Origin of the sequence: Rhodococcus sp. O3, from assembly GCF_048897285.1 — a bacterium.
Lineage (GTDB): Bacteria > Actinomycetota > Actinomycetes > Mycobacteriales > Mycobacteriaceae > Rhodococcus.
On record NZ_JBMBTE010000010.1, the window covers coordinates 37,328 to 60,926 of the forward strand.

Consider the following 23,599-nt stretch of genomic DNA (forward strand, 5'->3'; position numbering starts at 1 on the left):
ATTCCTCTCGGTTAGGACCGATCCGTGACCTGCGGGATACCGAAATGTCGCGGTTGGGACCCGGTTTTTCGCCGGCCTCGGTGACCGGTCGCCGGGTGGGGTCCGGCGCGGCCACTACCGTGGCGATGTGCCCATCGCCCCGCTCCCCGTCCGCGACGGCCTGAACCCGTCCAGGCTGCGCCTGCCCGACGCCGGGGAATGGACGACGGTGCTCGAGTACCTGCTGGCACGGTTTCCGCACGATGCCGAGCGCCTGCGCGAGAAAGTCGCACTCGGCGAGGTGGTGACCGGTGACGGCACCAAGATCACCGACCTCTCTCCGTTCGCCCCGCGCGAGTTCGTCTTCCTGTACCGCGACCCGCCGCCCGAGGTGCCGGTGCCATTCACCGTCGACGTGCTGCACCGCGACGAGCATCTGCTCGTAGTGGACAAACCGCATTTTCTGGCCACCATGCCGCGCGGTGGGTGGATCACCGAGACTGCACTGGTGCGGCTGCGGCGAGAACTGGATCTGCCGGAACTGAGTCCCGCTCACCGGCTGGACCGCCTCACCGCCGGCGTACTGGTGTTCACCGTCCACGCCGGGGCGCGGCGGCCCTACCAGTCGTTGTTCGCGGAGCAGCGCGTGCACAAGGAATACGAGGCGCTCGCTCCCGTCACGGACGGCCTCACGTTCCCGCGGGAGGTCCGCAGCCGGATCGAGAAGCGGCCCGGGGTACTGCAGGCGCGGGAGGTACCCGGCGAGATCAACGCGATCAGCCGCGTCGAGATGCTCGACTCCGAGGGCGCGATCGCCCGCTATCGGCTGCTGCCGCGGACCGGAAAGACCCACCAGCTGCGCGTGCACATGAATTCGCTCGGAATTCCGATCCTCGGCGATCCGCTCTATCCGACAGTACAAAACGTTGCGCCACAAGACTTTTCACAACCGTTGCAGTTGTTGGCGCGCAAGATCGAATTCGACGATCCATTTTCGGGTAGCCGGAGATACTTCGCGAGCCGACGAAACCTGGCAGCATAGAGGGACAGCACACCAGGACCCCGCTGATGACACGGGCTCATGTCTTGGAGGATCCCATGGATATCGGCACCGTTTCCCGTACCTACGACGGCCGGGTGGCCCTGCGTTTCGAACGCGCGTTCCCCCAACCGCCGGAACAGGTCTGGCGTGCGATCACCGACCCGGATCTACTCGCCACGTGGTTCCCGGCCCGGGTGAATCTGGTTCTCGAGCCCGGCGCCCAACTGCAGTTCTCCGCGACCGATGAGCAGATCCGCCGATTCGCGGTTCCCGCCGACCACACCTCCCAGGGAACTGTGATCGCGGTCCGCCCGGCCCGGGTCCTCGAATTCATGTGGGACGCGGACGTCCTGCACTGGGAACTGGTCCCGGACGGCAGCGGCGGTTGCTACCTGACGCTGACCCACACCACCGACGACGAGGAAGACGCCTACGCGCACGGAGCCGGATGGCACGCCGGCTTCGAGGTCCTCGAAGCGCAGCTGGAGGGACGTCCGATCGACTGGTCACCGTGGGATCGCGCGGCCGAACTCGCCGAGCACTACCGGAACCCCGCGGGTTGACCTGCCCGTCATCGCCCCGGCTCGGCGCTCCGTCCGCCCTCGGTGCCGACGGTGTCGGGGTCGACGGTGGACGAACCTGCCGCCTCGGATCCGGCGTCGTCGCTCCCGGCCGCCGCGCCGGGTGACGTCTCGACGTCGGGTCGCGGCTCGTCCTCGGACACCGCCTTTTCGTCGGCCACAGCGTCGACGATCGTTCCCGCCCATCCGCCGACGGCGTCCCAGTCACGGAAGTCGCCGACCCTGCCGCCGGACATCCGCACGTGCATCCGTTCGCCGACGCTCAGCCCCTCGGGGTCGAGTTTCCCGGCGAACATGCGATGTTCGCGTGCACCCGTACGGTGGCGGACGGTGAACACGTCGTACGGGCTGTTGACCGGCCGGTCCTGATCCGCGATCGGTCCGGACGAGAAGAGGAACACCGGCCGCCGACGGAGCTCTTTGGCGTGCGCGTCGACGAAGTCCTTGGCCGGGCGCAGCCAGCGCCCGCGGTAGACGGCGCTACCGATCACCACCGCGTCGTAACCCGAGATGTCGCGCACGTCGTGTGGTTCGACGACATCGACCAGCGCACCGCGGTCGCGCAGGGCCGCTCCGAGTGCTGTGGCTATCTCCGCGGTCGAACCGTGTCTGCTCGCCGCCGACACCAGAATTCTCATCCAAGCCTCCAGAGCACCTGCGTCCTTCCATGATCACCATGCCATCTCATCGCAAAACAGGGTCCAAAGTCTCTACCCAACGGGCGTGCGACACGAAATAGCCGTTCTGTTCGGGACATTCCCCACATACGGTGGCAATGTGGGCGGCAGAGCTGCCGATCCCGGCAGCCGAGCCCGCAGGGAATAGGAGGACCGGGTGGCGACCACGAACCCGTCTGGGATCGAGGCGGTGGAGGAAACCGAACGCAAGTACACCGCCGACACGGATCTGACTCTTCCCGACCTGTCCGGATTGCCGGGCGTCGAAGCTCTCGCCGACGAACGCATCGAACTGGCCGCGCAGTACTACGACACGCGGGATCTGCGGCTGCTCCGCGCCGGGATCACCCTGCGCCGGCGCGAGGGCGGCGACGACGCCGGCTGGCATCTGAAACTGCCATCCGGCCTCGACACCCGAACCGAACTGCGTTTCCCGCTCGGCGACGACACCGGCACACCACCGGCCGAACTGCTCGGCCTGCTGCGCGGTGTGCGACGCGATCAAGCCGTCGAACTCGCCGCCCTGCTCACCACCTCCCGCCGGCGCATCCGCGCGAAAGGACCGGGCGAGACGGTGCTCGCCGAGATCGTCGTCGACGACGTCGTCGCGGTCCGCGGAGCCGACGACGCGCAGGTGCAGTGGCGCGAGATCGAGGTCGAACTCGGCCGCAACGGCACCGGGCAGGGCGGCGCGAGCCTGCTCGACGCCGTCGACGACCGGCTCACCGCGGAAGGCATCGAGCGCTCGCCGAGCCCGTCCAAACTGCACCGGGTTCTCGGTGATCTGATTCCCGACGAACCGAAGGTGGGTGGCCCGGCCGGGTACCTGCGCGACTATCTGGCCACCGAACTGCGCGAACTCGAGCTCACCGACATCGCGGTGCGGCGCGAGGCCCCCGACTCGGTGCACAGCATGCGCAAGGCCGCACGCCGCGCGCGCAGCGCCCTGCAGACCTACGCCGGCGATCTCGGCCTCGACGAGTCGGTGGTCGACGAACTGCGGTGGCTCGGCCGCCGCCTCAGCCCGTCCCGCGACCTCGAGGTGCAGTGGGAGCGGCTGCTCGACCGGGTCGCCGAGATCCCGGTGGAATCGCACCGGGAACCCGCCAAGGCCCGCATCGACGAGTACTTCTCGAGGCAGTCGGAAATCGCGGGAATCGAGGCGGTCGCGGCCCTCGATTCCGATCGTTACCTGCAGATGTTGCTCGCACTCGACGCCCTGATCGCGGGACTGGCGACCGCACCGCAGACGTCCCGCAAGGTCCGTAAGGCCAAGGCCGGTGATCTGACGGGCTCGCTCGAACAGCTCGCGGAGAAGGTCTCGAAGCGGGTCCGTGCCGTCCGTCGTGCGGACACACCCGAGGAGCGCGACGCCCGGATGCACCGGGCCCGCAAGGGCGCCAAACGGATGCGCTATGCGATCGAGGTGATCCGTCCTCTGCATCCCAAGCGTGCGGGCAAGGCACTCGATCACTTCGACGCGTTCCAGGATCTCCTCGGCGAATTCCAGGATTCGGTGGTCGCGCGCGAACACCTGCTCGATATCGTGTCCGAGCAGGGACACGCCGCCGAGTCCAGCTTCGGCCTCGGCATCGCGTACCACCGCGAGGCTCTGCTGGGCGAAGCCCAGGCGGTGCACCTCGAGGACGCGTGGAAGGAAGCACTGCGCGCGGCGAAACCGTTGTGGAAGTGAACCATCCGGGAGCGGCATGAACACCGGACAGACAATGCGGGCCTGGCGGGTACAGACACCGGGACCCATCGCCGGGGGTCCCCTTCGCGCGGTGCGCGAACCAGCACCCGAACCGGGCGACGGCGAACTGCTCGTGCGGGTGCTCGCGTGCGGCGTGTGCCGCACCGATCTGCACGTCGCCGAGGGGGATCTGCCCGTGCACCGGCAGCATGTGGTGCCCGGACACGAGGTGGTCGCCGAGGTGATCGGCGGCGACCTCGGGACACACGCGATCGGTGACCGGGTGGGGATTCCATGGCTGCGCAGCACGTGCGGACGGTGCCGATACTGCCTGCGCGGCGACGAGAACCTGTGCCCGGACTCCACCTACACCGGCTGGGATGCCGACGGTGGCTACGCCGAATTTGCAACCGTTCCAGCCGATTTCGCATTGCCCGTGCCGTCCGGATACGACCCGCAGACGCTGGCGCCGCTGCTGTGCGCGGGCATCATCGGCTATCGCGCGCTGTTGCGCGCGCAGGTTCCGCCCGGCGGCACGCTCGGCCTCTACGGCTTCGGCGGGAGCGCACACCTGACGGCTCAGGTCGCGCTCGCACAAGGCATTCGGGTGCACGTGATGACCCGCGGCGACGACGCCCGGCGGCTGGCACTCGAACTCGGCGCGTCCTCGGCGCAGGGTGCCTACGACACACCTCCGGAACCGCTCGACTCGGCGATCCTGTTCGCCCCGGCCGGGGAACTGGTGCCGACCGCGCTCGAAGCCCTCGACGCCGGGGGAACACTCGCGCTCGCCGGCATCCACCTCACGGACGTGCCCAGCCTGAACTATCAGCGACACCTGTTCCGGGAGAGAACGGTTCGCAGCGTCACCGCCAACACACGCCGTGACGCACACGAATTCCTCGCGTTCGCGGGCGAACACCGCCTGCACGTCACGACGACGCCGTACCCGCTCGACGGGGCCGACCGGGCACTCAGGGACCTGTCCGAGGGCCGATTCGCAGGGGCGGCGGTGCTCGTGCCGTAGACCACAGCACGACGCCGCCCTCTCCTGCCGCACCAGCGGATAGTCTCGACCTGCAGTCCCTCACGAGAATGGAGGCTCAACGATGAGCACGCACGTGACCAAGGCCGTCGTCGCGGGTCTGGACGGATCCGCCACCGCCACTGCCGCCGCCCGATGGGCTGCCGCCCTCGCCGCCCGGCTGGAGCTTCCGTTGCGCCTCGTCCACGCGCTCCCCAGCGAGGGCATCTTCTACAGCGAGTCCGCGGTGCTCATCCAGTCCCAGATGTTCGACCAGCTCAAAGCCGACGGTGAGAAGCTGCTCGCCGACGTCAGCGACCTGATCCGCGCCGAACAGCCCGGCCTCACCGTCGAGAGCTACATCGGCCCCGGCCCCGCCACCAACGCGCTGCTCGAGGCAGCCGACGACGCCCGCGTCGTCGTGGTCGGCGCGACCGGCGCGGGCGCCATCGAGAACTTCCTGCTCGGCTCCACCGTGCTGCGCGTCGCCAACAACGCACCGTGCCCGGTCGTGGTGTGGCGCGGCAACAGCGAGAATCCGCTGCCCAACGACAAGCCGATCGTCGTCGGTGTCGACGGCAGCGAACTGTCCAGGGCCGCAGTGTCGTACGCCTTCACGCTGGCGGACGCCCTCGGCGTTCCGCTCGTCGCGGCGCACTCGTGGATCGGCGACGCGGCGCTCGGCACCGGCGCGACCGCCACCCTCGTGGACTGGGACGCGGTCCAGGAAGCGGAAACCGCGGTGTTCGCGGAAGCGCTCGCAGGTAAGCAGGACGAGTTCCCCGACGTCGAGGTGCGTCGCGTCGTCGAACGCGGACCGGCCGCGAAGGTTCTGCTGGGCCAGCTCGACGACGCACAGCTCGTCGTCGTCGGCAGTCACGGCCGCGGGCAGATCGCCGCCGCCCTGCTCGGCTCGACCAGCCAGAACCTGGTGCACAAGGCCCCCTGCCCGGTCCTGATCGCCCGCAACAAGTAAAGCCACGATCGCGGCGCATCGCCTACTTCGGTACCGCGGCGGGCGGCGAACCTTCGTCAGCCCACCGTGGTACCGAACAGGTAGCCGACCCCGAACGTCACGGCCATCGCGATCGCCCCGCCGATCACGACCCGCACCACTGCCCGCACTCGCCGGGCACCACCGAGGCTCGCGCTGATGGTCCCGGTGAGTGCCAGCGCCACGAGCACCGCCACGAACGTGATCGGGACGCGCAGATGCTCCGGCGGCAGCACCACCACCAGTAGCGGCACGAGCGCGCCGACGATGAACGACACCGCCGACGACAGCGCCGCCGCCCACGGATTCGCCAGCTCGTCCGGGTGGATTCCCAATTCGACCTCCGCGTGCGCGGCCAGCGCGTTGCGTTCGGTCAGTTCCTCCGCCGCCGCGCGCGCGGTGTCCGGTTCGAGGCCCTTGGCCTGCAGCAGCCCGGTCAGCTCCTCGAGTTCCGCCTCCGGCATCTGCTCGAGCTCTCGTCGTTCGATGCGCAGCATGGCCCGCTCGGTGTCACGTTGCGCACTGACCGAGACGTATTCGCCGAGCGCCATCGATACGGCACCCGCCGACAGACCCGCGAAACCGGCGGTGAGGATCGCCGGCACCTCGGTGGTCGCGGCCGCGACACCCACGACGAGACCGGCCGTGGAGACGATGCCGTCGTTGGCACCCATGACCCCCGCGCGCAGCCAATTCAGCTTCGCGGCGGTACCGGTTCGGTGAGGTTCGTGGACGGGGCGTCCGGTGGTTTCGCGAGTCGACACTTCGTCAGGCTAGATCGTTGCGGCACAACGCGGTAGCAATGCGAGGCTGTCCTCACCCGGTCACCAGGGTCCGGGACCGACGAGACGCTCGAGGTGTTCGGTATCGGGCAGCGTGCCGTCGGTCGTGTCGATGACCTGCGCCGACGGCCACTCCTCACGGCGGTGCAACTGCTCGTCGAGCACCGCCGGTGTCGCATCGGAGGCGTCGCCTCCCTGCTCGCGCCGGGAAATGATGCGGCGCAACAGGACTGCCGGATCGGCGCAGCATTCGATCTCGATCACGTCGGCGCTCGCCTCGTCCGCGAGCCGCCGGGCCTCGACACGCCGCGACTCGACGAGCCAGGTTGCGTCGAGCACCACGGACGTTCCGAGCGACAGCGCGATGCGCGCGCGGCGCAGCATTTCGGCGTACGTCGCGTCGGTGTTTTCCCGCGTGTACAACCCGGAATCGACGTCGGCGCTCGCGTCGGTGACCGGATCGAGACCCGCGAGTTCCTTGCGGATCACGTCGCTGCGCAGCACCACCGCGTCGAGATGCGTCCCGATCAGCCGCGACACGGTGGTCTTGCCGGTCGCGGACAGACCGCCGACGAGAACGAGCCGGACCCGGCCGCGGTCGAGATTGTGGGCCACCTGGTCGAGCAGCCCGAGCGACACCTCGCGGGACGCCGCGTCTCCCTGATCGTGACGCAGCGCGGTGACCTTGGCCCGCACCAACGCCCGATAGGCGATGTAGTGGTGCATCAGCGAGGCTGGGCACGTGTCCCCGGAGAACTCCGCGTACGCGCTCAGCAGCCGGTGTGCGGCCTCGCGGGCACCGAGCCGTTCGAGGTCCATCGCGAGGAATGCGATGTCGAGTGCACCGTCGCCGTAACGCAGTTCGTCGTCGAACTCGAGGCAGTCGATGATCCGCGGACCGTCGTCGAGGCAGAAGATGTCGTCGGCGAGCATGTCCCCGTGTCCGTCCACGGCACGGCCGTCGGCGATGCGCTCCGCGAACAGCGGCGCCCGCCCCTCGAGGTAACGGTTCGCGGACGTGCGGATCCGCGCGAGCAGTCCGGCAGCGTCGATTCCGACCGGAAGCCGCTCGAGATGGTCGAGGCTCTGACGCCACAGGTCCGTCAGGAAATCCAGGGTCGCGCATCGGTCGATGGCCGGATCCCGCGGCGACGCGGCGTGCAGCCCGGCGACCTGCCGGGCCACCTGCTCGACGACCGTGTCGATGTTCTCCCCGCGAGCGACGAGCGCGGCCAGCCGACGCTCGTCCGGCAGGCGCCGCATCTCGACGAGATGCTCGCAGACCTGCCCGTCCGGGCCGTGGACGTCGGCGACCCCCAGATACACGTCGGGCGCCAGCCGCCGGTTCAGATCGACCTCGCGGTGGCACACGCTCTCGCGCGCCGCGCGGGTGCGGTTGTCCAGGAAACCGAGGTCGAGAGGCTTCTTCATCTTGTGCACCCGATCACCGACGAAGAACACCACCGACGTGTGGGTCTCCCGGATCTGCGCGTACGGGCCGGTCTCGGACACCGTCTTCCCTCCGTTCCCGACGGGCCACCTCCGCTGTGGGGGCGCGTCGTGGTCAACCTTGCCTCAGCGTGCACCCGTTCGCCCGGCGACGCCAGTGCAGCGGCTCCGTCGTGTCGTTGTACCGAGCAGAGCCCTGTTCACGAGGTAGTTTGCTGTGGGGCGGTACCGCAGACGGGGAGGCATGATCGTGAACGAGCATCGCGGCTCGGGGACATCGGGTGCGGCTACATCGGGAACTGGGACATCGGGAACTGGGACATCGGGCGCCGGGACAAGGGGCGCCGGGGCATCGAGCGGACCGACCGTGGTGGTCGCCGCGGCCACCACGTCGATCGAACGGGATCTGATCACCCGCTGGATACGCTCGGGCGGCCTGCCCGCCGAGTACTCGGCGGACCCCACTCCCGCAGTTGTCGACCTGGACTCCCGGATCCTGGCCTCCGAACTCGTGCCGCGCACCGACGATCCGCTCGTCGTGCCGGTGAGGGTGGTGTGGTTGCCTGCCGCCCGCGACGGTGCCCGCCGGGTGCGGTTCTCCGACATTCTGGCGCTGACCAATCCACGCAACCCGAACCGGTTGATCCAGCAGTGGCTCGTCGGCCGGTCCCCCGACCGGCACCGGATCGTCGTGGCCGAGCCGGCACGGCTGAGCGACCTGCGCTCGGCGCTGCACGCGGACGACGGCGACCCGGCACCGGACTCGCTCGCGCGGTACATCACCCGGCGCGCGGTGGTCGCGCTCGAACGCGCCGAGCGGGCCGTCATCGGCGACCGCTACAAGGTGCCGCGTCTCGTAGCCGAGCAGATCATGGATACCGGGTCGTTCCGCCGCAAACTCGCGGAAATCGCCGACGAGCACAACCTCCCTCGGGAGGAAGTCGACGCGCGTGCCCGTGCCGTGCTCGGCGAACTCGTCGCCGTGCAGTCCCGCCTGGTCACGGACCTGTTCACGCAGGCGATGCGCCCGCTGCACTCGTCGGCGTGGAGTGTGCGGGCGGACGAGTCGGGACTGCGGGCGTTGCGTGATCTCAACCGGAGGCGGCCGCTGGTGTTCCTGCCGTCGCACCGCTCGTACGCCGATGCGTTCGTGCTCGGGGACATCCTCGCCAACAACGAGTTCCCGCGGAATCACCTCATGGGCGGCGCGAATCTGACGTTCTGGCCGATCGGCCCGATCGCGCGTCGTACCGGCACCGTGTTCATCCGCCGCAGCTTCGGTGACGACGCCGTCTACAAGGCGGCACTCGAGGAGTACTTCGCGTATCTGCTGACGAAACGTTTCAACCTGGAGTGGTACTTCGAGGGCGGGCGCACCCGCACGGGCAAACTGCGTGCGCCCAGGTACGGGCTCCTCAACTACGTGGCCAACGCGATCCGGACCGGGCGCGTCGAGGACGCGGCGCTGGTGCCGGTGTCGATCACCTACGAGGGACTCGCCGAGGTGGCCGCCGTCGCCGCCGAGCAGACCGGTGCGACGAAGAAGCCGGAGGGCCTGACCTGGCTGGCCCGGTACGCCCGCAGCCAGCGGCGCAGCGCCGGAAACGTGTACGTCCGGTTCGGGGAACCTCTGTCGATGCGTGAACTCCTGACCTCCGGCGGCGACCCCGCGCTGTCCGAGCCCGTCCGGGACGAGACCGAACATCTGGACCGGACCCGGAAGGCGCTGCAGAAGGTCGCGTTCGAGGTCGCGGTCGGCATCAACTGTGCCACCCCGATCACGGTGAACTGCCTGGTGACGCTCGCGCTGCTGGGGGTGCGTGACCGGGCGCTGACGCTCGAGGAGGTGCGGGCGGTGATCGCCCCGGTCCGCCGGTACATCGAGGCCCGTGACGTGCCTCAGGGTGAACTGTCCGTCCTGGACGTCGAGGGCGGGCTCGCGAGGGTGCTCGACTCGCTCACCGACGCGGGAGTGGTCACCACCTATGCCGGCGGCGAGGAACCGGTCTATTCGATCCAGCCCGGACAGCATCTGGTCGCCGCGTTCTACCGCAACAGCGGCGTGCACTGGTTCGTCAACCGCTCGATCCTCGAGCTCGCGATCCTCCATGCGCACCGGAATCCGGGCGACAACCCCGTCACAGCCGCCTGGGAGGAAGCGAAGAAGCTGCGCGATCTCCTCAAATTCGAGTTCTTCTTCCCGGATCGCGACACCTTCGAAGCCCAGATGCGGGAGGAGCTGGCGCTGCTGGTCGCCGATTGGAGCGAAGAGCTGCCCGTATCCGCGCAGGACGCGCTGACCGCTCTCATCGAGACCGGCTTCTTCATGGTGCACCGCACGCTGCGGTCGTTCTTCGACGCCCAGCTCGTGGTCGCCGAGCGGTTGGCGCTGCACGACCCGACGCTGAAGCTGGACCGCAAGGCGTTCCTCGACGAGTGCGTGGCGGTGGGTACCCAGATGCTGCTGCAGGGCCGGTTGTACGGACCGGAATCGGTATCGTCGGAGTTGTTCGCGACCGCGCTGCAACTGGCGGGCAATCGTGGTCTGCTCGAGATCGGCGGCGAGGAGATCCGCGAGCGGCGCCGCGCGTTCGCCGAGGACCTTCTCGCGGTCGGTGAGCGAGTACAGCTCGCGGAGTCCCTCGACGTGTCGAACAGGAAGGCGGATCGGTGAACATCGAGCAGGCACTGGAGCGGGTCCGGTCCGGGCCGCAGGGACCGCAGGTCGCAGCGCTCTTCGATTTCGACGGCACCATCGTGCACGGCTTCTCGGGACTGCACTTCTTCCGGGACCGGTTGCTCGCCGGGAAGGTCAGTGCCGCAGAACTGGCCGGCACGATGCTCAACGGATTGCGCGGAACCGACAGCGAAGCCGATTTCGAACGATTCGTGGCGATCGCGTTCAAGGCGTGGGGCGGACATACCGAGGACGAGCTGTACGAGATCGGACGGCGGCTGTTCGCGTCGACGATCGCAGGGCACATCTATCCCGAAGCGTGGCAGCTGATCCGGGCACACCAGGCGGCAGGGCACACCGTCGTGATCGCCTCGTCGGCGTCCCGCTACCAGATCCAGGCGTCGGCGGACGCGCTCGGTGTCGAGCACATTCTGTACACGCCACTCGAGGTCAAGGACGGGGTGCTGACCGGCAAGGTCGACGGAAAGTCACTGTGGCGCAGCGGAAAAGCGGCAGCCGCGATCGCATTCGCGGAGGAACACGGCATCGACCGCGCCGCGAGCTACACCTATTCGAACGGCGGTGAGGACGTCGATTTCCTTGCCACGATGGGTAATCCGACTCCCACGAACCCGGACAGCACGCTCACGAAGATCGCCCTCGAACGTGAATGGCCGATCCTGCAGTTCCGGCCGCGCGGCACACCCGGCGTCAAGGAACTGGTCCGTACCGTCGCGGCCTACGGCGGCCTGTTCGGATCGGTGTGGACCGGCATCGGGCTCGGCCTGGTCAACCGAAGCAAGAAGGTCGCGCTGGATTCGATGACCGGGATCGGCGCGGACGTCTCACTCGCGCTGGCCGGCATCGACGTGCGCGTGCACGGCGAATCCAACGCGTGGGTACAGCGTCCGGCGGTGTTCATCTTCAACCACCAGAGCCAGCTCGATCCGGTGATCCTCGCGAAGGTGCTGCGGCACGACTTCACCGGCGTCACCAAGAAGGAGATGGCGAACGACCCCATGTTCGGGCCGCTGCTGCGTTTCGTCGGTGCCACGTTCGTCGACCGCCAGAACACCGATCAGGCGAAGGCGGCCCTCGGCCCGGTCGTGGACACGCTGCGCGGCGGCACGTCCGTCGTCATCGCTCCCGAGGGCACCCGTTCGCTGACTCCCGAGATCGGGCGTTTCAAGAAGGGCGCGTTCCACATCGCGATGCAGGCCGGCGTACCGATCGTGCCGGTGGTGATCCGCAACGCCGGTGAAATGCTGTGGAAGCACTCGACGTTGCTGCGCTCCGGAACCGTCGACGTCGCGATCCTCGAACCGATCGACGTCAGCGACTGGACGCCGGAGAACCTCGACGAACACATCCAGACCGTCGAGGACCTCTACCGCGACACCCTCGCCCACTGGCCTGCAGACGCATGACGAGCATGAGCGAAACCGAGTCCGGCGAGCCTCACGACGACGACGGAGACCGCGACGACAGGAACAGCGGCGACCGGGACGACAGCAGCGGCCGGGACGGCGCCGGGCACAGCAGCGACGGTGCCACCGCGAACAGCGGCAGCGACACCGGCAGCGAGACCGAGAACGGCAACGACACCGAGAACGGCAGCGGCACCGAGAACGGGAACGGCAACGGCAACGGCCTGAGACCGGCTCACAAGCGGTACCTGAAGTGGATCGTCGGGGTCGTGCTCGTCGTCGTCCTGACGGTCGAGGTGGTGCTGATCTGGCCGGAACTGTCGACCAGCGTCAAGTCCCTCGGCGACCTGCACTGGCAGTGGGTCGCGGCCGCGATCGGGGCGTCGCTGCTCGAGATGTCGAGCTTCGCGCGGGTGCAGCGAACCCTGCTGTCCGCCGCCGCTGTCACCGTCACGCAGCGGCAGTCTCTGTCGGTGTCCTATGCCGCGAACTCGATGAGCGTCACCCTTCCCGGTGGTCCGGTCATCGGCACCACCTTCACGTATCGGCAGATGCGCAAGTGGGGCGCCAGCCCGGTGGTCGCGACCTGGCAGCTGGTGATGGCCGGCCTATTGCAGGCTGCAGGCCTCGCGTTGCTGGGTCTCGTCGGTGCACTGCTCGTCGGTGCGACCACCAACCCGTTCTCCCTGATCTTCTCGATCGGCGGGTTCGCAGCGTTCGTCGTGCTCGTGCAGTACGCCGCGAGCAATCCCGGATCGCTCGAAACGATCGGAATCATCGCGCTGCGCGGCTTCAACCGGCTGCGCAAGAAGCCGGAACGCACGTGGGTGCGGGCCTGGAAGCGAATCGTGGACCAGCTGGGCGCCGTCCAGCTGGATCGCCCGCACACGCTGCGTGCGTTCTCGTGGTCGATCCTCAACTGGTTGTGCGACGGCGCGTGCCTGGCGTTCGCGGCGTACGCGATCGGCGGAACCCCCAGCCTGGCGGGTATCGCGGTGGCCTACGCGGCCGGAACCGCGGCGAGCCGCGCGATCCCGCTGCTGCCCGCCGGCCTCGGGGTCATGGACGCGGTGCTCGTCCCGGCACTGACCGCCAGCGGCATGACCGGCGCCCAGGCCCTCTCGGCGGTCGTGGTGTACCGGCTGATCAGCTTCCTGATGATCGCGGTCATCGGGTGGATCGTGTTCGCCCTGCGCTATCGGGGGGCGACGGCGGACGACGAGCCCGGCCCCGATCTGGGCACGTTGTGGAAGGACGACTGACGCGGCGGAAGGACGACCGAGCGTCGGTCACGGCAGGTGCATGAGCTGCCCCGCCAGTCCGAACAGACGGTTGGCGAGCCTGATGACCGGGATTCCGAGTGGCAGCAGGAGGATCGTCACGCACAGGATTGCCCCGAGCAACCACACCACTGCCGCGAGCACTCCTACGACCGTGCCGAGTACCGCGGTCAGGAGTCCCACCACTACGCCGAGCAAACCCTTCAAAGCTCCCATGACCCACTCCAGGTGAAGAATCCCCTGGGTCCAGTGTCCTCTCCGCGATGATCGATGCCGTTCCGATTCGGGCACACGCGACATTTCGTTTGGATAACGCAGTCGCGCGGCGGGTTCGCCTCCCCGCGTCCCGTATGGTCTGCTGTCTCCAGCACCCTCAACTATCACTTGAGACTTTAGAGTTTGGGGTGCGGACGACCACCGTCCCGACACGCACAGGAGCAGTACATGACACGCAGGACCACCCGTCACCGGATGCGTCTGACGAGTGCGGCCGCCACCGTCACAGCCGCCGTCGCGCTTGCCCTCCCGACCGTTGCGTCTGCGGACCCCGTCGCCCCTGCCGCCGAGCCGGCACCCGTCGTGACCCCCCTTCCCGCGGTGCTCGACGCACTGCACAGCACAGCGGGTGCGGACGCCACCGCGGTCGCCGCGGCGGAAGCAATCGCCGGTGCGCGCGGCGGCGTCACCGACGTCGCCGATGCGAACCCCGTCTCCGCCTACCAGGACGCCATCGAGTTCCTGCGCAAACTCGGTATCGAGCCGTTCCTGTACCCGACCGGCGCACCGTTCTGCAACAACGACAGCGGCCTGCCGCTCGGCATCGCACCGGCGGTCGCGGGTGCGGTCCCCGGGCCGTGGCCGGACCTGGCTCCCGTCTCGCTGCTGAAGGATCTGAAGATCAACGCAGTCGAGGCCGGTCAGACGCTGTTCGCGTTCGTCCCGGCCGGGATCGAACGCGACGGCGAGGACACGACCGGCATGCAGGTCGCGTGGTTCAACGTCAGCACCTTCCAGGGCGGCTTCGTCCCGATGGGCACGATCGGCGAGGCCGCGGCCGCGGCGGTGCCGAAAGAAATTCCGGATCTGGCACGCCCCGTGGTCGAAAAGGCCATCGCACAGTTCTTCGCGAGCGCCGTCCCGCTCGGCGGGGTCCGCGTGGCGCCGGTCGACACCGGTTCCGGCACGGTCCTCGCGGCCGTGTTCGGCACGGTCACCAACGGCGAGACGTCGTGCTTCTTCCTGCCGACGGTCGGCATCGTCGACGTCCCGGCAGCGACCGAATAACACCGGAGCCGAATAGCACCGGGGCGCAACACCACTCACCCCGTACAGCAGCACCGCCGACCCGGTCCCACCCTGCGTGGGGCCGGGTCAGCTCGCTTTCTGCAACCGCTCCAGCCGGGAGAACACCAGCCCGACCGCAGTATCCATGTGTGCGATCATCTGCTCCGCCGTCTGCCGTCCCGCCGCCCAGCTCACCAGACTCGACATCCACACATCGGTGATGATGCGGACGGCGTTCTCGAGCTCCTCGGTGATCGTCTCGATGCCCGCCGCGCGGGCGTACATGGCGGTGATGACCTTGCCGAGCCGGTCCAGTTCGGCCGCCGAGGAGGAATCGGCGAACATCGAAGCCCGCACCAGCGCGTCGTACAGCCGGGGTTCACGCTCGAGTTGCGCCAGCGCGCCGTGCAGCACCCACATGACCCGTTCCCGCGGCGACGAACCGGGGGTGTGCTCGACGTCGAACTGCTCCGCGAACTGCTCGAACATCTGCAGGGTGGCCACCACGAGCAGATGGTTCTTCGAGGGGAAGTAGCGGTAGACGGTGCCGAGCGCGACTCCCGAGCGTTCGGCGACAGCGCGCATCTGCACCGCGTCGTACCCACCCTCGGTGGCGAGTTCCTTCGCCGAGGCGATGATGCGGTCGTACCGCGCACGTTGCGCCGGCCTGAGCCCGGAACCCGGCGGCCCGTCCGCCCTCGTCGGCTGCGCTTGGCCCGTCGTCGGCTCCTTCGGCATCACGTCACCTTCCGTGTGGTCTACCGAACCAGCGTAGTGGAGCGGTCTCCGCAGCCTTCCGCCCTCGACGACACTGCCCCGCACTCGACGACACTGCCTCGAGGCCCCGCGTCGGGCAGCGCGCGTCCCACTGAGAGGGAACCCGGAGTGCGCCCCGCCTGCCCACCGACCAGTGTGAATACCGCGTGAATACCGCAATCGGACACAAAATCAGACACCTGTCCATAAAGTCCTTCCACAGAAAGGTAGAACGCGTTACATTTCTTGACAGTCACCGGAAGAGAGAGGGATCACCGTGCGCCACGGCATCACCCTGTTCACCAGCGATCGCGGCATCCGCCCCGACTCCGCCGCGAAAGCCGCCGAAGCCCACGGCTTCGACAGCTTCTACGTGCCCGAACACACCCACATCCCGATCAACCGGGAATCGGCCCATCCCGGAACCGGCGACGCAACCCTTCCCGACGACCGCTACATGCGCACCCTCGACCCGTGGGTGACGCTCGGCCTCGCCGCCGCCGTCACCTCGACCATCCGCCTCGGCACGTCGGTCGCGCTGCCGCTCGAGCACGATCCGATCACCCTGGCCAAGACGATCGCGACCCTCGATCACCTCTCCGGCGGCCGCGTCGCCCTCGGTGTCGGATTCGGTTGGAACGCAGAGGAACTCGCCGATCACGGGGTGGACCCCAAGAAACGCCGGACCGCGCTGCGCGAATACCTCGAGGCGATGGCCGCGCTGTGGACCCAGGAGGAAGCCGAATACCACGGCAAATTCGTCGAATTCGGCCCGAGCTGGGCGTGGCCCAAGCCCGTCCGGCAGCCGCGGCCGCCGATCCTCCTCGGCGCCGGTCCGACCGACCGCAACTTCGAGTGGATCGTCCGCTCCGCCGACGGCTGGATCACCACGCCGCGCGACCGCAACATCGACGAGCACGTCCTGCGCCTGCAGAAGATGTGGACCGAGGCGGGACGCGAAGGCAGCCCCGAGGTTCTCGCCCTGGCGGGCCGGCCCGACCTCGACGAACTGCGCGTGTGGCGCGAGGTCGGTGTCACCGAAGTGGTCTTCGGTCTGCCCGACCGCTCAGAGGACGAGGTCCTCGCGTACATCGAACATCTCGCAACCAAGATCGCCCACTACTGAACCGCACGACCAGAAACGGACAACCATGACCTCTACTCCCCTGCACCCCCTGCGCGCCGAGGAGATCTCCGCCTGGGACTTCGAGGCCGACGTCGTCATCGCCGGCAACGGGATCGCCGGTGTCTCCGCGTCCATCGAGGCCGCGCGCGCCGGGGCCGACGTCCTGGTCCTCGAACGCACCGGCGGCTGGGGCGGAGCGGCCTCGCTGTCGGGCGGCATCCTGTACCTCGGCGGCGGCACCCCGCTGCAGAAGGCGCTGGGGTTCGAGGACACCCCCGAGAACATGAAGACCTTCATGGCGGCGGCACTCGGCCCCGGCACCGACGACGCAAAGCTCACCGAATACTGCGAGGGCAGCGTCGACCATTACAACTGGCTGGTCGAGAACGGCGTCGTGTTCAAGGAGAGCTTCTGGGGTGAACCGGGCTGGGAGATCCCCGGCGACGACGGGCTGATGTACTCCGGTGGCGAGAACGCGGCACCGTTCAACGAGATCGCCACGCCTGCGCCCCGCGGACACGTGCCGCAGATGAGCAACAAGCGCACCGGCGAGCAGGGCGGCGGCTACATGATCATGAAGCCGCTCGCCGAGACCGCCGAAAAGCTCGGGGTCAAATCCGAGTACGACGTGCGCGTGCAGCGCCTCATCGTCGACGACACCGGGCGCGTCGTCGGTATCTCGGCCAAGCGGTACGGCAAGGACCTGCACGTGCGGGCGCGCCGCGGCGTCGTCCTGGCGACGGGCAGTTTCGCCTACAACCAGGAGATGGTCGAGGCGTACGCGCCGAAGCTGATCGGCAAGCCCGGTGCCGCGGTCGAGGAGCACGACGGCCGCGGTATCCGCATGGCACAGGCCCTCGGCGCCGACCTCGCGCACATGGACGCGACCGAGGTCGCGTTCTTCGGCGACCCCCAGCTCCTGGCACGCGGCATTCTCGTCAACGCCCGCGGGCAGCGGTACGTCCCGGAGGACACCTACCCGGGCCGGATCGGCCAGCTCACCCTCTTCGAGAACGGCAATCAGGCTTTCCTCGTCATCGACGAGGCCGCCTACGAAGAAGGTTGCGCCACACAGAGTTCCACGGCGTATTTCCGGTACCCGCCGAAGTGGGCGGCGGAGACGGTCGAGGAACTCGAAGCGGAGATGGGTCTGCCCGCCGGAACCCTGCAGGCCACCGTCGAGGTGTACAACCGGCATGCCGCGAACGGGGAGGATCCGGTCCTCGGCAAGAAGAGCGAGTGGGTCAAGCCCATCGGCACCCCGGTCGCCGCGCTGGACCTGCGCAACTTCACGGCCGGGTTCACGCTCGGGGGCCTGCGCACCACCGTCGACTCGGAGGTGCTGCACGTCTCCGGTGAGCCGATCCCCGGCCTGTTCGCGGCCGGTCGTTGCACGTCCGGTGTGTGTGCCGGCGGGTATGCGAGCGGAACCTCCCTCGGCGACGGCAGCTTCTTCGGCCGCCGCGCCGGCATCTCCGCCGCCAAGGGCTGACGCACAGGACGGGTGCCTCTCTGCCGTTCGACAGCAGAGAGGCACCCGTCACCTGTCAGAAGACGGTGCCGAGGTCGCGGCGGACGATGTCGTCGGCGCCGAACTCGGCGAGTGCAGCGATCGTCATGGACGGGTTGCAGGCGCCGGTCGAGCCGGGAATCTTAGCCCCGTCCACGACGTAGAGGCCGCGCTGCCCGTGCACGCGGCCGGCGTCGTCGCACACCGAATCGAATGTGGCACCGCCGAGAGGGTGGAACGTGTTGACGTCCATCGAGTTCACGTCGAGCAGGATCGCGGCCGGGCCGGCGACCTGCCGGATCCGCGCCTCGATCGCGCGGGTCAGTTCGCGGTCGTAGGCCTGGTCCCAGGTGAGCACCGCGTCGTCGCGCGAGGCGTCGTAGTGCCAGCGGCCGAGGCCCTTCACCGTGCCGAACCCGATCACCGAGGTAGTGCCCAGATCGACCGGGAACGGCACCGGGCCGGTCACGATCGTCAACGCGCCCGCCGGGTTGCCGAAGTCCCGGAACCCGACGCAGGCCGGACCACCCTGGAACGCACCGGGACTGAGCAGCGGCGTGGTCACCGAGAAGACACGATCGCCGTTGTTGCCCCACCCCGCGCCGACACCGTCCGGCAGATCCGGTACCAGCCCCTTCGCCTTCGCCTTGACGAGAAGCCGTGTGGTGCCGGGCGATCCGGCGCCGAGGAACAGCGCGTCAGCGACGATCCGCTTGCGCTCGACGACGGTGCCGTCGGTCGCGAGACGGTCGGTGTGCGCGACCCACCGTCCGTCCGCGCCGCGTTCGATGTCGTTGACGCGGTGCAGGATCTCGACGTGGACGTTCCCGGTCGCCTCGGCCTCGGCGAGCCAGGTGACGTCGACGGAGTACTTGCCGCCGTTGTTGACTCCGTAGATGAGGTCACCGTTGGTGTACGACGGCGACAGTTCCCCGGTCAGTTCGCGGCGCGCGAAATCCCAGTCGATCGGCATCGGCACCCGGAACGCATCGAGACCCTCGGCGACGGCGCGTTCGAGGAATTGACGCGAGGACCGGTACTTCTCGTGGTGCAGCAGGTCGTCGGGAATGGTGGCCAGGCGCAGCGTCCGGGCCACCCGCGGGAAGTACTCCCGGTCGAGCAGGTCGTAGTCGATCCGCGCAGACACCGACCGCGCGAACTGTTCTCCGTCGGGTTGCAGCGTCATGCCGTGATAGAGCAGCGAACTGCCGCCGACACCGGCACCGCACAGGATGTCGATGCCGTTGCCCTTCACCCGTTCCATCAGGCCGGTGTAGGGCAGTGACGGGATCGGCGGGGCGCCGGTCATCACCGGCAGCGGCGACAGCCACGACGCGCGATGGTCCGGTGCGAACATGTGCGGGAACGTCTGCGCGTTCGGACCGGTGGGCCAGCGCAGGCCGCGTTCGAGCACGAGCGTCTGCACACCCGCGCGGCCCAGGTGCGCGGCGGTGATCGCGCCACCGAAGCCGCTGCCGATCACCACGGCGCGGTGACGTTCCTCGGTGACCTCGGCTCGGGCCGGCGGTGTGCGGGCGATGGTCAGGGTCAGTGCGGCGGCCGCGGCACCGCCCAGCAGGGTCCGGCGGGACAGCGCAGTATCCACGTAGTGGCTCCTCGCGAGATGGACCGGCCCGCGACGGAGCGGGCCATCACGGGCCGGTGCGTCAGATGGTGTGGTGTGCCTCGGTTTTCGACGCGAACTCGTGCGCCCAGCGATAGTCGGGCTTGCCGCTGGGTGTGCGCTCGACGGTGTCGGACAACCAGATCGAACGGGGAATCTTGTAGCCGGCGAGCGTCCTGCGGGCGTGCAGTTCGACATCGCCGACGTCGAACGTGCCGGCCTCGCGGGGACGGATCAGCGCGGCGACCCGCTGTCCCCACCGCTCGTCGGGCACACCGATGACGATCGCGTCGTACACACCCGGATGCGCCTTGAGGACCGCCTCGACCTCCTCGGCGAACACCTTCTCGCCACCGGTGTTGACGACCATGTTGCCGCGGCCGAGCAGCGTGATCGTGCCGTCCCCCTCGGCGCGGGCACGGTCGCCGGTGACGACGACCCGTTCACCGTCGATCACCTTGAAGACCTCGGCGGACTGCACCGGATCGTTGTAGTACCCGGACGGCACATGACCCTTCTTCGCGAGCCAGCCTTCTCCGCGGGTGACCGGACGACCGTCGTCGTCGACGACCAACGAGCCCCGGCCCGCACCGATCCGTGGGCCACCGTCCTGCACGAGTCCCTTGGACGCGATACCGATCCCACTGAATCCGGTCTCCGAGGAACCGACCGAATCGGAGATGAGCACCCCCGGAATCGCGTCGAACATCGCGTCCTTCACCGACTGCGAGAACAGTGCGGCACCGGAGGCCACCACGCCGAGTCCGGTCGGATCGTAGCCGCCGCCGACGAGCGCGTCGACGAGCGGCCGGCCCATCGCGTCCCCGGTGATGACCATGACCTGGGGTCGGTGCCGCTGCACGATCTCCCAGGACCGGTGCGCGTCGAAATGGTGGTCGAGCAGCACCGTGTTGCCCGAGAACAGCGAGTTGCACATGGTCATCAGAGCAGAGGTGTGGATGAGCGGCGGCAGCAACAGCCACCGGCTCGGTTCCGCGGCGGAGGCGCCGAGCCGGGACTGGTGGTATTCGTCCGGGACCGGCTCACCGCTGTAGAAGTCGGATCCGCCGGCCAGTGCACGCCAGATGTCCTCCTGCCGCCACACCACACCCTTGGGGCGACCGGTGGTTCCTCCGGTGTAGACGATGTACCGGTCGTCACCGGAGCGAGCAGCGAAGCCGCGTTCGGGTGGGCTCGAGGCGAGCGCGTCCTCGTACGACGAGGAAGTCTTTGCCTCCTCGTCGTCGACGACCAGACTGTGCCGCAGTTTCGGCACCGACGGCAGCACATCCTCGACGACCTGCGCGTAGGTCCGGTGGAACACGAGGGCGTCGAGATCGGCGTTGCCGTACAGGTATGCCAGTTCGTCTGACGTGTAGCGGTAGTTGACGGTGATGGGCACCGCCCGGATCTTGAACGCCGCCAAGACTGTTTCGACGGCTTCGACCGAGTTGTGCAGGTGGATGCCGATGTGGCTGCCCTCGCCGAACCCGGCGCCGATGAAGTGATGGGCGAGCCGGTTGGCACGGGCGTCGAGCTCCCGGAACGTGACCTGACGGTCGCCGACGATCAGCGCCACACGATCCGGCACCGCATCAACGGCGTGTTCGAACAGGTCCGCGAAATTGTGGGCCACGCAGAGATCCTTTCGGGTCGCGCGCTCAGACCACAGTGAGCGGCAAGGGAATTCCTCGATCTGCAAAGACGAAATTCGACCCCGTGCTGAACCTGGTGATCGCGACCTCACCACATTCCTTCGCGGGCGTCGGCTCCACGATCACCTCGACGACGAGCGCATCGGCGTCCTCGGCGACGATCCGCACGCTGAAATGCGGATCCACGCCCCGTACAAGGGCATTCAGCGCTTCGAGGTGCTCGCCGTCGACGAGGGTCGGCCAGGCACCGTCGGTGTGCGCTCCCCCGCTGCGCCGGATGCGCAGTTCGAGCCGGTTCCCGTCGAACCGGATATCGCGGTCGACGTACTGCCGCGGCGCGAGCATCGGGTGCACCGACAGCACCGTCGCCAGGCCCCCGAGATCGGCCGGCAGACCGAGCGCGTTCCTGATGCGTTCGGAGGTCAGCCCGGCAATGCCGGTGAGTTGCTTGCGCGCGATCGTCAGGGCCGAGGATTCGTCGGTCCGTTTTCGCACCCCGAGCAGGAACCCGAGCGTGAGCATCTGCTGCTGCAGGCACACCTCCTCGGCGATCCGCACGAGCGCGGAGTGGGAGAAGTCGCCGAAACGCACGTCCGACAGCAGCGGACCGGAATAGTCCGCATTGCCTTCGTCGCCGGGGTCGATGGGGCTCAGTTCCACCGCCACCGCGGCGGTCCGGCCGAGTGCCTCGGTGTGCGGTTCCACCGGCGGCGGTTCGTGCGACGGGTCGATGACGACGGTCCACGCGCAGTGCGGGTGCCGGTCCGCGGGCCGCCGCGGAGGCCGGTGGATCGGCCGCACCTGCGCGTGTGGATTGGTGGCGAGGGCAGTGGCGTCGAAGGTGGGGTCCTCGATGTCGTGGCACATCGCCGTGACGTACTCGTCGCCGAGCGGCTCCACATCCATCAGCGCACCGCAATGGTCGAGCCAGAACTCGCCGTGGTTCCGATCGTGCACGCGGTACCGGAAGTCCATGAACTGCGGCGGTGCCCCGATGTCGAACTGCATTCCCTTGAAGATCGTTTCGACGTCGTCGTTCTCGAAACGCAGAGCACGCTGAATGCGCTTGGTGTACCAGGGGCTCGACGCCTGCCACTCCTCGATCGCGACCTCGGCCATGCCCTCGCGGCCGAACGCCGAGATCAGGTGCGCCATCCCGGATCGGTCGATGAGCTGCCCGCACAGCAGCAGTTCCGGGACGAGCACAGCCAGATCGCGGCGGGACAGCGCCGCGAACGACGATTCGGCCACTCTGTCCCCCGTGCTCACCACAGCGGAACCGGGGACTTCCCCACCGGATACCAGCCCGGCAGCTTCTCACCGGACATCGACCGCTCGATGCGCCTGTTCATGCCGTCGGACAGCGCTCCGGCGGTGATCATCTCGAGGAACAGGTGCGAGACGTTCCCGAAGTCGAAGAAATCCCGCTGCCAGGACCACTGGAAGTTGCCGCCGTACCGGAACCAGCTGCCACCGATCCCCTGCACGGTGTAGTGCGAGCCGTCCTCGCGGGTGGCGTCGGAGATCTGCTTCCAGAGACCGATCACGTCGCCGGTACGTTCGTCGACGACGAACTGCTGGTAGGGGTACTCCCAGCCTTCGAGGCCGTCCATCTCCTGGCCGAGGGCCAGCTCCCGGATCTCCTCGCGGCCGACGGCCATGAACTCTTCCTTCGGCCCGTAGTTCCAGCCGTAGGTGGCATCCTCGGTGTACATGTCGGCCAACGGTTTCCAGTCTCCGTCGGCCTCGGCACGCTTGTTGGCATCGATCCAGCGCTGGATCATCTCGTCCAGCTCGGCACGATCGAACGGGGCCATGGTGTCTCCTGTTTGTCGGTCTTCTGTCAGTCTTCGACGATGCTCAGGGCTCGGGTGGGGCAGTACTTGACGGCTGCTTCGACATCGGCGCGCAGCGATTCCGGGACGGTGTCCATGAGGATCTCCACCGACCCGTGCTTCGCGACCGCGAAGACGTCGGGGGCTTCCATCGAACACATGGCGTGTCCCTGGCAGAGATCGAGATCCGCTTCGACCTTCACG

Annotated in this window: 21 protein-coding genes; 11 read left to right on the top strand and 10 right to left on the bottom strand. The window is 68.3% G+C overall.

The window, feature by feature from the left end; translation table 11 throughout:
* Nucleotides 1-127: 127 nt before the first annotated feature.
* Nucleotides 128-1,021, top strand: coding sequence for a pseudouridine synthase (locus tag ACN675_RS05375; protein ID WP_420749881.1), 894 nt, complete (start codon nt 128-130; stop codon nt 1,019-1,021).
* A 56-nt stretch (nt 1,022-1,077) separates the two neighbouring features.
* Nucleotides 1,078-1,584, top strand: coding sequence for an SRPBCC family protein (locus tag ACN675_RS05380; protein WP_420749882.1), 507 nt, complete (start codon nt 1,078-1,080; stop codon nt 1,582-1,584).
* Between the two features lie 8 nt (nt 1,585-1,592).
* Here ACN675_RS05380 and ACN675_RS05385 read toward each other — a convergent pair whose 3' ends face one another.
* Nucleotides 1,593-2,240, bottom strand: coding sequence for a flavodoxin domain-containing protein (locus ACN675_RS05385; RefSeq protein WP_420749883.1), 648 nt, complete (start codon nt 2,238-2,240; stop codon nt 1,593-1,595).
* A gap of 196 nt (nt 2,241-2,436) precedes the next feature.
* Here ACN675_RS05385 and ACN675_RS05390 point away from each other — a divergent pair, with 196 nt between their 5' ends.
* From ACN675_RS05390 to ACN675_RS05400, 3 genes are all read left to right on the top strand, one after another.
* On the top strand, nt 2,437-3,972 hold the full coding sequence (locus ACN675_RS05390; RefSeq protein WP_420749884.1) for a CHAD domain-containing protein: 1,536 nt from the start codon (nt 2,437-2,439) through the stop codon (nt 3,970-3,972).
* 34 nt (nt 3,973-4,006) lie between these two features.
* Nucleotides 4,007-4,999, top strand: a complete 993-nt coding sequence (locus ACN675_RS05395) for a zinc-binding alcohol dehydrogenase family protein (protein WP_420749922.1) — start codon at nt 4,007-4,009, stop codon at nt 4,997-4,999.
* 82 nt (nt 5,000-5,081) lie between these two features.
* Nucleotides 5,082-5,972 carry a universal stress protein gene (locus ACN675_RS05400; RefSeq protein WP_420749885.1) on the top strand — a complete coding sequence of 297 codons (891 nt, stop codon included), beginning with the start codon at nt 5,082-5,084 and terminating at the stop codon, nt 5,970-5,972.
* A gap of 56 nt (nt 5,973-6,028) precedes the next feature.
* Here the strand turns inward: ACN675_RS05400 and ACN675_RS05405 are convergent, their stop codons facing one another.
* Together ACN675_RS05405 and ACN675_RS05410 are read right to left on the bottom strand one after the other, a co-directional pair.
* Nucleotides 6,029-6,754, bottom strand: a complete 726-nt coding sequence (locus ACN675_RS05405) for a VIT1/CCC1 transporter family protein (RefSeq protein ID WP_420749886.1) — start codon at nt 6,752-6,754, stop codon at nt 6,029-6,031.
* Between the two features lie 60 nt (nt 6,755-6,814).
* Nucleotides 6,815-8,284, bottom strand: coding sequence for an AAA family ATPase (locus tag ACN675_RS05410; protein WP_420749887.1), 1,470 nt, complete (start codon nt 8,282-8,284; stop codon nt 6,815-6,817).
* Between the two features lie 304 nt (nt 8,285-8,588).
* Here ACN675_RS05410 and ACN675_RS05415 point away from each other — a divergent pair, with 304 nt between their 5' ends.
* From ACN675_RS05415 to ACN675_RS05425, 3 genes are read left to right on the top strand one after another with little or no spacing between them, the layout of a single operon-like run.
* The gene (locus ACN675_RS05415; RefSeq protein ID WP_420749888.1) at nt 8,589-10,895 is read left to right on the top strand and encodes a glycerol-3-phosphate 1-O-acyltransferase; all 2,307 of its coding nucleotides are present in this window, start codon (nt 8,589-8,591) and stop codon (nt 10,893-10,895) included.
* The gene (locus ACN675_RS05420; RefSeq protein ID WP_420749889.1) at nt 10,892-12,325 is read left to right on the top strand and encodes an HAD-IB family hydrolase; all 1,434 of its coding nucleotides are present in this window, start codon (nt 10,892-10,894) and stop codon (nt 12,323-12,325) included. Before ACN675_RS05415 ends, ACN675_RS05420 begins: the two co-directional genes overlap by 4 nt.
* 5 nt (nt 12,326-12,330) lie before the next feature.
* A complete protein-coding gene (locus ACN675_RS05425) occupies nt 12,331-13,587 on the top strand; it encodes a lysylphosphatidylglycerol synthase transmembrane domain-containing protein (protein WP_420749890.1) in 1,257 nt (418 codons plus the stop codon).
* 27 nt (nt 13,588-13,614) lie between these two features.
* Here the strand turns inward: ACN675_RS05425 and ACN675_RS05430 are convergent, their stop codons facing one another.
* Entirely contained in the window at nt 13,615-13,821 is a 207-nt protein-coding gene (locus ACN675_RS05430; RefSeq protein WP_197254543.1) for a hypothetical protein, read from the bottom strand.
* 228 nt (nt 13,822-14,049) lie between these two features.
* Here ACN675_RS05430 and ACN675_RS05435 point away from each other — a divergent pair, with 228 nt between their 5' ends.
* Nucleotides 14,050-14,889, top strand: coding sequence for a hypothetical protein (locus tag ACN675_RS05435; protein WP_420749891.1), 840 nt, complete (start codon nt 14,050-14,052; stop codon nt 14,887-14,889).
* An 87-nt stretch (nt 14,890-14,976) separates the two neighbouring features.
* Here the strand turns inward: ACN675_RS05435 and ACN675_RS05440 are convergent, their stop codons facing one another.
* Nucleotides 14,977-15,627 carry a TetR family transcriptional regulator gene (locus ACN675_RS05440; RefSeq protein WP_420749892.1) on the bottom strand — a complete coding sequence of 217 codons (651 nt, stop codon included), beginning with the start codon at nt 15,625-15,627 and terminating at the stop codon, nt 14,977-14,979.
* A 295-nt stretch (nt 15,628-15,922) separates the two neighbouring features.
* Here ACN675_RS05440 and ACN675_RS05445 point away from each other — a divergent pair, with 295 nt between their 5' ends.
* The gene (locus ACN675_RS05445; RefSeq protein ID WP_420749893.1) at nt 15,923-16,771 is read left to right on the top strand and encodes an LLM class F420-dependent oxidoreductase; all 849 of its coding nucleotides are present in this window, start codon (nt 15,923-15,925) and stop codon (nt 16,769-16,771) included.
* A 25-nt stretch (nt 16,772-16,796) separates the two neighbouring features.
* Nucleotides 16,797-18,263, top strand: coding sequence for an FAD-dependent oxidoreductase (locus ACN675_RS05450; RefSeq protein WP_420749894.1), 1,467 nt, complete (start codon nt 16,797-16,799; stop codon nt 18,261-18,263).
* A gap of 55 nt (nt 18,264-18,318) precedes the next feature.
* Here ACN675_RS05450 and ACN675_RS05455 read toward each other — a convergent pair whose 3' ends face one another.
* The 5 genes from ACN675_RS05455 to ACN675_RS05475 all read right to left on the bottom strand — a co-directional run bounded on the left by ACN675_RS05455 (nt 18,319) and on the right by ACN675_RS05475 (nt 23,598).
* Nucleotides 18,319-19,887, bottom strand: coding sequence for a GMC oxidoreductase (locus tag ACN675_RS05455; RefSeq protein WP_420749895.1), 1,569 nt, complete (start codon nt 19,885-19,887; stop codon nt 18,319-18,321).
* A gap of 61 nt (nt 19,888-19,948) precedes the next feature.
* Nucleotides 19,949-21,541: an acyl-CoA synthetase gene (locus tag ACN675_RS05460; RefSeq protein ID WP_420749896.1), complete on the bottom strand. Its 1,593-nt coding sequence runs from the start codon at nt 21,539-21,541 to the stop codon at nt 19,949-19,951.
* Nucleotides 21,542-21,566: 25 nt separating this feature from the next.
* Nucleotides 21,567-22,811 (bottom strand): hypothetical protein, encoded by a 1,245-nt coding sequence (locus tag ACN675_RS05465; protein WP_420749897.1) that lies wholly within the window; start codon nt 22,809-22,811, stop codon nt 21,567-21,569.
* 14 nt (nt 22,812-22,825) lie between these two features.
* A complete protein-coding gene (locus ACN675_RS05470) occupies nt 22,826-23,377 on the bottom strand; it encodes a nuclear transport factor 2 family protein (RefSeq protein ID WP_420749898.1) in 552 nt (183 codons plus the stop codon).
* A 26-nt stretch (nt 23,378-23,403) separates the two neighbouring features.
* Nucleotides 23,404-23,598, bottom strand: coding sequence for a ferredoxin (locus tag ACN675_RS05475; RefSeq protein ID WP_420749899.1), 195 nt, complete (start codon nt 23,596-23,598; stop codon nt 23,404-23,406).
* Nucleotide 23,599: the final 1 nt, after the last annotated feature.

What these genes read in the sequence shown, in the direction of transcription:
- ACN675_RS05430 (WP_197254543.1), bottom strand. Translation starts at nt 13,821, where the DNA reads ATGGGAGCTTTGAAGGGTTTGCTCGGCGTAGTGGTGGGACTCCTGACC.
- ACN675_RS05440 (WP_420749892.1), bottom strand. Translation starts at nt 15,627, where the DNA reads ATGCCGAAGGAGCCGACGACGGGCCAAGCGCAGCCGACGAGGGCGGAC.
- ACN675_RS05435 (WP_420749891.1), top strand. Translation starts at nt 14,050, where the DNA reads ATGACACGCAGGACCACCCGTCACCGGATGCGTCTGACGAGTGCGGCC.
- ACN675_RS05450 (WP_420749894.1), top strand. Translation starts at nt 16,797, where the DNA reads ATGACCTCTACTCCCCTGCACCCCCTGCGCGCCGAGGAGATCTCCGCC.
- ACN675_RS05395 (WP_420749922.1), top strand. Translation starts at nt 4,007, where the DNA reads ATGCGGGCCTGGCGGGTACAGACACCGGGACCCATCGCCGGGGGTCCC.
- ACN675_RS05385 (WP_420749883.1), bottom strand. Translation starts at nt 2,240, where the DNA reads ATGAGAATTCTGGTGTCGGCGGCGAGCAGACACGGTTCGACCGCGGAG.
- ACN675_RS05380 (WP_420749882.1), top strand. Translation starts at nt 1,078, where the DNA reads ATGGATATCGGCACCGTTTCCCGTACCTACGACGGCCGGGTGGCCCTG.
- ACN675_RS05425 (WP_420749890.1), top strand. Translation starts at nt 12,331, where the DNA reads ATGAGCGAAACCGAGTCCGGCGAGCCTCACGACGACGACGGAGACCGC.
- ACN675_RS05400 (WP_420749885.1), top strand. Translation starts at nt 5,082, where the DNA reads ATGAGCACGCACGTGACCAAGGCCGTCGTCGCGGGTCTGGACGGATCC.
- ACN675_RS05470 (WP_420749898.1), bottom strand. Translation starts at nt 23,377, where the DNA reads ATGGCCCCGTTCGATCGTGCCGAGCTGGACGAGATGATCCAGCGCTGG.